Raw genomic sequence first — 7,551 nt, forward strand, 5'->3', positions numbered from 1 at the left:
CCCATTCTCTCCCTTTTTCTTCTCCAGTTGCGAAAGTCGGGCTAGCCTCGCGACCGGTTTCAACATCCTTCGAATTCATCCCATGCCCGCACCTGCCAAGTCCGATCCCAAACCCGCCGATCCCAAGGAAGCCGATGCCTCCCGCCAGGCGGCCGCCAAATCCCGCGATCTCGAGGCGGCGATTTCCAGCATCACCAAGTCCTTCGGCGACGGCGCCATCATGCGGCTGGGAGCGGCCGGTGCCCAACGCCAGGTCGAAGTCATCCCGACCGGCGCCCTCGCCATTGATCTGGCCCTTGGCGTGGGCGGCGTGCCGCGCGGGCGGATCATCGAGATCTACGGACCCGAAAGCTCCGGCAAGACCACACTGATGCTCCACCTGATTGCCAACGCGCAGAAGGCCGGCGGCGTGGCGGCCTTCATTGACGCCGAACATGCGCTTGACCCGGGCTACGCGAAGAAACTCGGGGTGGATCTGGAGAACCTGCTGGTGTCGCAGCCGGATTCGGGCGAGGAGGCCCTGACGATCTGCGAAACCCTCGCGCGGTCGGGGGCGCTGGACATCATCGTCGTGGATTCCGTGGCGGCGCTGGTGCCGAAGGCCGAGCTGGAGGGCGAGATGGGCATGGCGACCATGGGCATGCAGGCCCGCCTGATGTCCCAGGCCTTGCGCAAACTCACGGCCATCCTGAGCAAGGCGCGGACCACCTGTCTGTTCACCAACCAGCTCCGTGAGAAGGTGGGGGTGATGTTCGGCAATCCCGAGACCACGCCCGGAGGCAAGGCGCTGAAGTTCTATGCCAGCGTCCGCATGGACATCCGGCGCAAGGATGCGCTGAAGGACGCCGCGGGCAATGTCATGGGCAATCACGTCAAGGTGAAGGTCGTGAAGAACAAGGTGGCCCCGCCCTTCGCCGAGGCCGAATTCGACATCCTGTTCAATCACGGCATTGACAAGGAGGGCTGCCTCCTGGACGTGGGCATTGATTGCGGCGCGGTCGAAAAGAAGGGGGCCTGGGTGCAGTTTGAGGGGGAGTTGATCGGGCAGGGCCGGGACGCCGCCCGCAAGGCGCTCATGGAAAAGCCCGAGCTCGCGCAGAAAATCCGCGAGGCGATTCTCGTGCGAAAAGCCCCGGTGATTGAAGCGCCGACTGCCGCCACCGCTCCTGCGGCTGTGGCAACCGCAACCGCAACCCCGGCTCCGGCAAAGGCCCGGACGGCCTGATCCGGGAGCCCGGATTCCACGGAGGGCCTTCGGGAGGGCGCTTCCCGGCGAAACCCAGGAAACGACCCCCGGGCGTCCGCCATCCGTTCCGGGCTTGTGAGCGGGATCCGGCGGCGGAACGATGTGTCCATGAAATCCTGGGTGGCGGGGCTCGGTGCACTGGTGGCGGCACTCGCAGCAGCCGGCAATGTCAATGGGGCGGCACCGGTCACCGTCGCAAGAACCAACCACCAGGGGTGGTCCAGTGCCTGGAAGGTTTCGAACGGAATCGTCGAGACGATCGTGGTGCCGGAGGTGGGCCGGGTGATGCAATTCCGGTTCGCCGGCGCGACCAACGGACCGTTCTGGGAGAACCCGGCGCTGGCCGGAAAGCCGATGCCTGATCAGCCCTGGACCGCCGCGCATGGCAGCTTCGGTGGCGACAAGTCCTGGCCGGCGCCGCAGAGCCTCTGGAACTGGCCACCGCCCGACGTGTTCGACACCTCCGCTGTGGAGGCGCGCGCCGAGCCCGGCGCCCTGCGATTGACCTCCCCGGTGAGCCCGCGCTTCGGCGTCCGCACGGAGCGCCGGGTCCTCCTGGAGCCGGATCAACCGGTCCTGCGCATCGAGACCACCTACCACAAGGTGGCGGGCGAACCGGTGAGCCTGGGCGTGTGGGTGATCACGCAGGTCGCCGACCCGGTGGCGGTGTATCTGCCGGTGCCTCCGGATACGCGGTTTGAGTCGGGCACCAGCGCGATGTGGGGTCCGGTGCCCGCCACACTGTCCCGACGCGGAAACCTGCTGCGACTCACCCGGGACACCCGGGCATCCCACAAGGTGGGCAACGAAGGGGTCTCCATGGTGTGGGTGGGTGCGCACGAATTGCTGCGGGTGGACATTCCGCGCATCGCCGGCGGGACGTACGCAGACGACGGCTGTTCGGTGGAGGTGTACACCAACCCGGATCCGGTCCCGTATGTCGAACTGGAGACCCTGGGACCCCAGCGGTGGCTGGCCGTCGGGGATTCGGTGGCCGCGACCAACACCTATCGCTTGTTCCGTCGCGAGCTGACGGACGACGAGGCGGACGCCCGCCGGGTGCTCGCGCGCTGAACCGGGCGCGCGAGGAATGCCCAACGTTCCGCCGGCCTCAGCGCCGTTGCAGGCGGGAGCGCGATGCCTCATCGCGGGGCGATCCGACTCGTGTTCGGTTCGTTGCCTGCAGTTCGCGCCGGGAGGTCTGGGTGGCGTTCTCGAGGCGGCGGGCGAGGGCGTCCCGTTCCCGCTCAACCCGGCGCAGGCGTTCCTCCAGGGATTCGATGGCCCGCCGGGTGGCCGCCGCCTGCTTCGCGGTCGGCGCGGTCTGGAGGGAGGCGATGGTGGCCATCAGTTCCAGGCGCTCGCGTTCCCAGCGGGATCGCGCCTTTTCGGCTTCAGCCAGGACCATCAGCAGCTCGTTCTGCCGCGCCCGACTCTCTCGGAGCGCATCCCGCAGCCGGGCGGATTCGGTCTCAATCGTCATCACATGGGCGGCAAAGGCGGGCTCGGCGGCGAGGATCTCGAGAAACGCGGCCTCGGTGTCCCCCTGGACCCCGCCGGGGATCACCGGACGCAGCGCGCCAAGCCGCGCCTCGGCGGCCTTCAACTGGGCCTCGATCTCCTCGCGTTCCTCGCGCTCGGCCGCGAGCTGGATCCGGACCGACTGGAGGTCCTCCACCCGGACGGTCAATTCAGCGACCCGATTGGAGAGGAACCGGTTGTCGGTCTCCACGAGGCCCCGGGCCTGTTGCTCCCGAAGCAGGCGCTGCTCCAGCTGCAGGGCCCGCACCCCCTGCCGCTCCCCCTCGGCCCGGGCGAATGCGAGATCGGTTTCCAGTTGCCGGACGCGGACGAGTCCCTCCTCGGTCTGTCGCTGGCGCAGCGCCTCCAAATCGGCTTCGAGCCGCACGCGGTCGGCGAGGAGGGTCTCATTCTCCCGGCGCACCGCGGCGAGGCCGTCCTGGAGGCGGCTGACGCGTTCCGCGAGGTTGGCAATCTGGTCTCCCCGCGGGGTGGCGGCGCTGAGCTCCTTCACCTGGGATTTCAGCGTGGAGTTTTCCGACTCGAGGGTCCGGATCTCGCCGGACCGCAGCCGCTGAAGCTCCGCCTCGGCGCTGTGGCGCAGCCGTTCGAGATCGGTCGTCTTTTCCGCCTGGGCCGCCAGTTGGGCGTTGGCCGCCGCCAGGGCGCGCTCCGCCTCCTCGACGAGGACCCGGTCCACGAGGTTTTGACGCTCCGCCTGTTGGACCTCGAGGCGCTCGGCAAGGAACTGGTTGGTCGCCTGGAGGCGGGTGATCCGCTCGGCCGCCGCCTGGAGTTCCCGGGGATCCACGGGCGCGGGCTGCGCCGTGAGGGCTTCGCGGAGGCGGGCCTCCAGGCGTTCCTTCTCGGACCGCAACTGGCCGATCTCCTGATGAAGGCCCCGCAACTGCGTCAACACCTCGCCTTCGGGAGCGGGTTCGGGGGCGGCCGGCTGCCCGACAGGAAGGGCCGGCGGGCGCACCACCGGCGCGGCGACGGCCGGCGCGGGGTCCGGCAACAACGACAGCTTTTCGTCCACGTACCGGATGCGGTAGGCGATCACCCGCTCGTTCCAGGTGGGGTGATCCTTCTTCAACTGCAACAGCTGGACCCGGGCCTGCTCGTATCCGGCCCGCGCTTCCTCATTGCGGCCTGCGGCACGATGAGCGTCCGACACCTGCACCAGCTGGTATATCTCCACGAAGTCGTCGTCCGGCCCGGCCCAGACCAGACCGGCGCAGGCAAGCAGGACGATCAATAAACGTCGGACCGGCATGGATTGCAGCGTGACAGGTGGCGCGTCGGATGGCCAGCCGGAGCCTCGACCTCCAGCAGTGCCTATTCTGAGGGAGTGGCTTTCGCGCGAGGCGGGGCGGGGGCGGGGGAGGATCTCCCAAGCGGACCTTGCCGAAAACGCCCGCGCGCGGTCCCGGTTACGGTGCTGGCTTACCGCGGCACCGTTTCGACCCGGTAGTACCGTGCCTCGTCAGCGGCCTCCAGGTCCGTGAAGCAACCCTCGGTCCCATCCCCCGTCACCGGAGCGCCCATGTTGAGCCAGTTCCCGGCGGTGATTTGTGGAGCCCACTGGAGCTGGTACCACGTTCCCGTTTCGGTGGGCCAGCACACCCGCCGTTCGGAGGAGATCGTCGCGGGAGTCGTGAAGGCTCCGGGAACAAAGCCCTGCACGCCCTCCGATTCGAATCGCAGCTCGTCGAAAAGCGCCGATGCCGCATCGGTGTACGGGGGCGGATAGGCGCCGGGATCCGCCTGCAGCAGGAACAGCTTCAAGCGCATCGGCAGTTCGAAGCCCTCCAACTCGGTCTCCATCAGCGTCGTGAACCCTTCCCCGGCATCGAACTCGGAGGTCACCACGGATCCCTCCCGGCGGATGCGCAGCACCACTCCGGGTCCCGGTCAACCGCGCTCCGTATTGCGGAGCGTTTTCGACATACAGGCGTGAATCCAGGTTGGTCCCGTTGAAATCAACCGTGTAAACGAACCCGGCCCGAACGTCCGGCGCAGCCAGGCAGTGACACAAGAACGCGAATCCGAGGAGGGCTCGCATCATGGGGAGTGACGACACGCGGCGGATCATGATCCAGGCGGACCAAAAGGGGAGCCCCGATTCAAGTCCCGGCCGCGGGCGGCCATTCCCGGCCCATGGAACCCGCTCTCTGCCTGCTGGCCATCGCTCGCTGCATCGGGCTTCGCTGCTCCCAACAGCAGTATTCCAGACGTTTCAGTGCCGACACCGAGGAGCGGCCCATCCCGTCCCGACTCGCTCCGCCAGACACTCGCGCGGCTCGACCGGAAGCGCGCGGTATCTGGGTCTGGACGCACCCGGAACCTTCGACGGATTCCCGGATCTCGCGTGGCGTCTGCTGATCGCAGCAGGGGCAGGACGCCAGCTCTTTGGAGGAATCCGGCCACGATTGGACGCGGCCGGCGACGATCCGCAACCCCGGTCCCCGCTCCCGGCGGGAGACGTCAACCGCCTCGGCGTCAAGGACCTCTACATGGTCCTGCGTCACGGCTGGTGCAATCTCACCCAGGAAGAATTGGACCACGGAGAGGATCGCGCCATCGCCACGTTGGAGCGCCACCCCTACTTCCAAGCCGGCGCTGGCATTGGGTTCGACACGCCCTCCCATCGGTTCCTGAAGATCATCGTGGAGTACCACCTTCTCTGGCAGCGCCCGGTGACGAAATGGGTTCCGCCGAATGGGGATGCATTCACGTGCCTCAGCGATCTCTTCGCGCACCTCTTCTTCTTGTACGACGTGCCCCAATGGCTGGATCCCCAGGGAGGGCCTGAGGACAGGGAATGGGACGATCCCAATTGGCTCACCTTGGCCATCTTCACCGGCCGTGGCGGAAGCCTCCATGAGGGGCTTGCCTACCTGTGCATGGATCCGGTGGGCAAACCGCTGCTCACCCGGCTGGGCGTTCGGCAGTTCACGGAAGCGCCTCGGCATCTTCCGTTTTGGGACGCCGTACGTCACGCCCTCATCCTGGACTCGGGGGGCGACCTCCCGGCCACCCAGGATTTCCGGGCCTTCGGCGACATCCCGGCACTCATGTTTGCGGCCCCGGTGGTGCGCGCGCTCGCACCCTGGCTCGCCCGAAATCGCGACGGGATTGTCCCCGGGATGGGGGTCCTGATGATCCATTGGGCCCACGCCGCATACCGTGACTTCCAACGCCGCCAAGTTGACGCCCACGACGGTGTCCCTCCTCAGAACAGGACCCGTCCGTTCACCATCAAGCGACGCTCGTTGCGCTCCGTGATTGCCGAAATCCTCGGGAGCCTGACGGATCTCCGGAATCCCTTGTGCCGTCAATTGGTTCACCACACATGGCCTTCCCAGGGATGGGACCGCACGCTGAGGATCGCCGATGTCGAGTGGACCATCCGGGAGCTCTGCACTGTCGGCGACCTGGCGCGAGAAGGGCACGAGATGAACCATTGTGCGATCCAATGCCTCCAGATTTGCGCGACCGGCGAATCCGTCCTGTTCTCCGTCAGCAACAGTCGCGAGGCCCGGGTCACCCTGCAGATCTGTCCCCACACTTTCCGCCTCCTCCAGATTCGCGGTCCGGGCAACCGCGCCCCGTCACCCGAGGAGGAGGCCGCCACGGACGCCTGGCGCCGTGCCATTGAATCCCAACCGAATTTCCATGATCGGCAGACGATTCTCAGGAACCCCAGAGGAAACGGAGTCCACCCCGGCTTTTCTTATGCCATACTCGGCCTCTTGCAGTAGCCGTTTACCCACGCTGCGAGCGCCCCACCCACACGACCAACGTTTCCGCCAGGTCCCCCGTGGACTGCGCCTCGGTGATCCGCCGCAACCGGTGCCGAGGCGGCAACGCGTCTCCTGCCGTTCCAGAGTTCACACCGGCTCGGCGGCCAGGCCATTTCGCGAACCATGGAACAGGGCCACGATTCCGTCGCAGAGTTGTCCGTTTCCAAACCGCTGCCTCTACTTCACCAAGGGGCTTACGGATTACCAAAGTTGATCAGGAGCAGCACGATGGCCACGGCAGAGAGGACGCCCCCGATCAGGTTGCCGAATTTCTTGCGTTGGGCGCGTTCTGGACCGGGAAGCGGGCTCTTCTTGTTCACAAAGGGAAGAAAGGCAAGGACGATCAACCCGATGATGCCGGCGGCGCAAAACCAGAGGGCCGGGTTGTAGCCTTTGCGGCCCGCCAGCAGCGCCGTGATGAGTCCGAAGGCAATGAGGATCCAGATTTCCATGGTGAGGGTCGCGATTGAGGGCTTTCAATGTGGACTGAAACAACCCGGATTGCTCACGGTCTTCCCGCCACGGCTGGCTCCACGCCAGTTCGACGCGGTTGGCCTCGGGTTCCTCGCCGGAAAGCATCTGCGCCAGAGCGGGGATGGCGTTTGTGGTGCCCAGCAACTGTTGAACGGGGTTGAATCGCAGGACGGGATTGCGGCTGAGCCTGCATTCTGAAACACGGGAAGGCCCGCCTTCGACGCGCATACCTGGAGGGCGGGCGATGTCGGATCGCCGAAATCCAGCCAGCGTGACTCCGCGGGGTTCCGGATGACGCGGGATTGATCGAGGGCACGGTCTGTCCATGGTTCGGGGCTTTGGGGTAGGCGGGGCACGGCAGACCGCTGTCGCTCACGGCAGGAGAAACGCTGGGGAGGGGCCGTGGTTCGAAGAATGCGGAAGATTTGTTTGGCCATGCAGACGGTCAGAGTTCTACGGAGAAACGATTTCCGGCTTGAGAAGGCGCAGTTGCCGAATCCTTGG

At 66.4% G+C, this 7,551-nt stretch carries 6 protein-coding genes; 3 read left to right on the top strand and 3 right to left on the bottom strand.

Features of this window, described 5'->3' with window-relative positions; translation table 11 throughout:
- Positions 1-82: 82 nt before the first annotated feature.
- Both recA and KF791_20690 read left to right on the top strand, forming a co-directional pair.
- Entirely contained in the window at positions 83-1,225 is a 1,143-nt protein-coding gene (gene recA / locus KF791_20685) for a recombinase RecA (protein ID MBX3735000.1), read from the top strand.
- A 129-nt stretch (positions 1,226-1,354) separates the two neighbouring features.
- A complete protein-coding gene (locus KF791_20690) occupies positions 1,355-2,320 on the top strand; it encodes a hypothetical protein (protein ID MBX3735001.1) in 966 nt (321 codons plus the stop codon).
- Between the two features lie 37 nt (positions 2,321-2,357).
- Here the strand turns inward: KF791_20690 and KF791_20695 are convergent, their stop codons facing one another.
- Positions 2,358-4,043 (bottom strand): hypothetical protein, encoded by a 1,686-nt coding sequence (locus KF791_20695; protein MBX3735002.1) that lies wholly within the window; start codon positions 4,041-4,043, stop codon positions 2,358-2,360.
- 170 nt (positions 4,044-4,213) lie between these two features.
- Positions 4,214-4,666: a hypothetical protein gene (locus KF791_20700; GenBank protein ID MBX3735003.1), complete on the bottom strand. Its 453-nt coding sequence runs from the start codon at positions 4,664-4,666 to the stop codon at positions 4,214-4,216.
- Between the two features lie 533 nt (positions 4,667-5,199).
- On the opposite strand from KF791_20700, the gene KF791_20705 reads away from it, so the two are divergent.
- Positions 5,200-6,531: a PcfJ domain-containing protein gene (locus KF791_20705; GenBank protein ID MBX3735004.1), complete on the top strand. Its 1,332-nt coding sequence runs from the start codon at positions 5,200-5,202 to the stop codon at positions 6,529-6,531.
- 236 nt (positions 6,532-6,767) lie between these two features.
- Here the strand turns inward: KF791_20705 and KF791_20710 are convergent, their stop codons facing one another.
- Positions 6,768-7,025, bottom strand: a complete 258-nt coding sequence (locus tag KF791_20710) for a hypothetical protein (GenBank protein MBX3735005.1) — start codon at positions 7,023-7,025, stop codon at positions 6,768-6,770.
- Positions 7,026-7,551: the final 526 nt, after the last annotated feature.

Source organism: Verrucomicrobiia bacterium, from assembly GCA_019634635.1.
In the GTDB taxonomy this organism is placed as follows: domain Bacteria; phylum Verrucomicrobiota; class Verrucomicrobiia; order Limisphaerales; family UBA9464; genus UBA9464.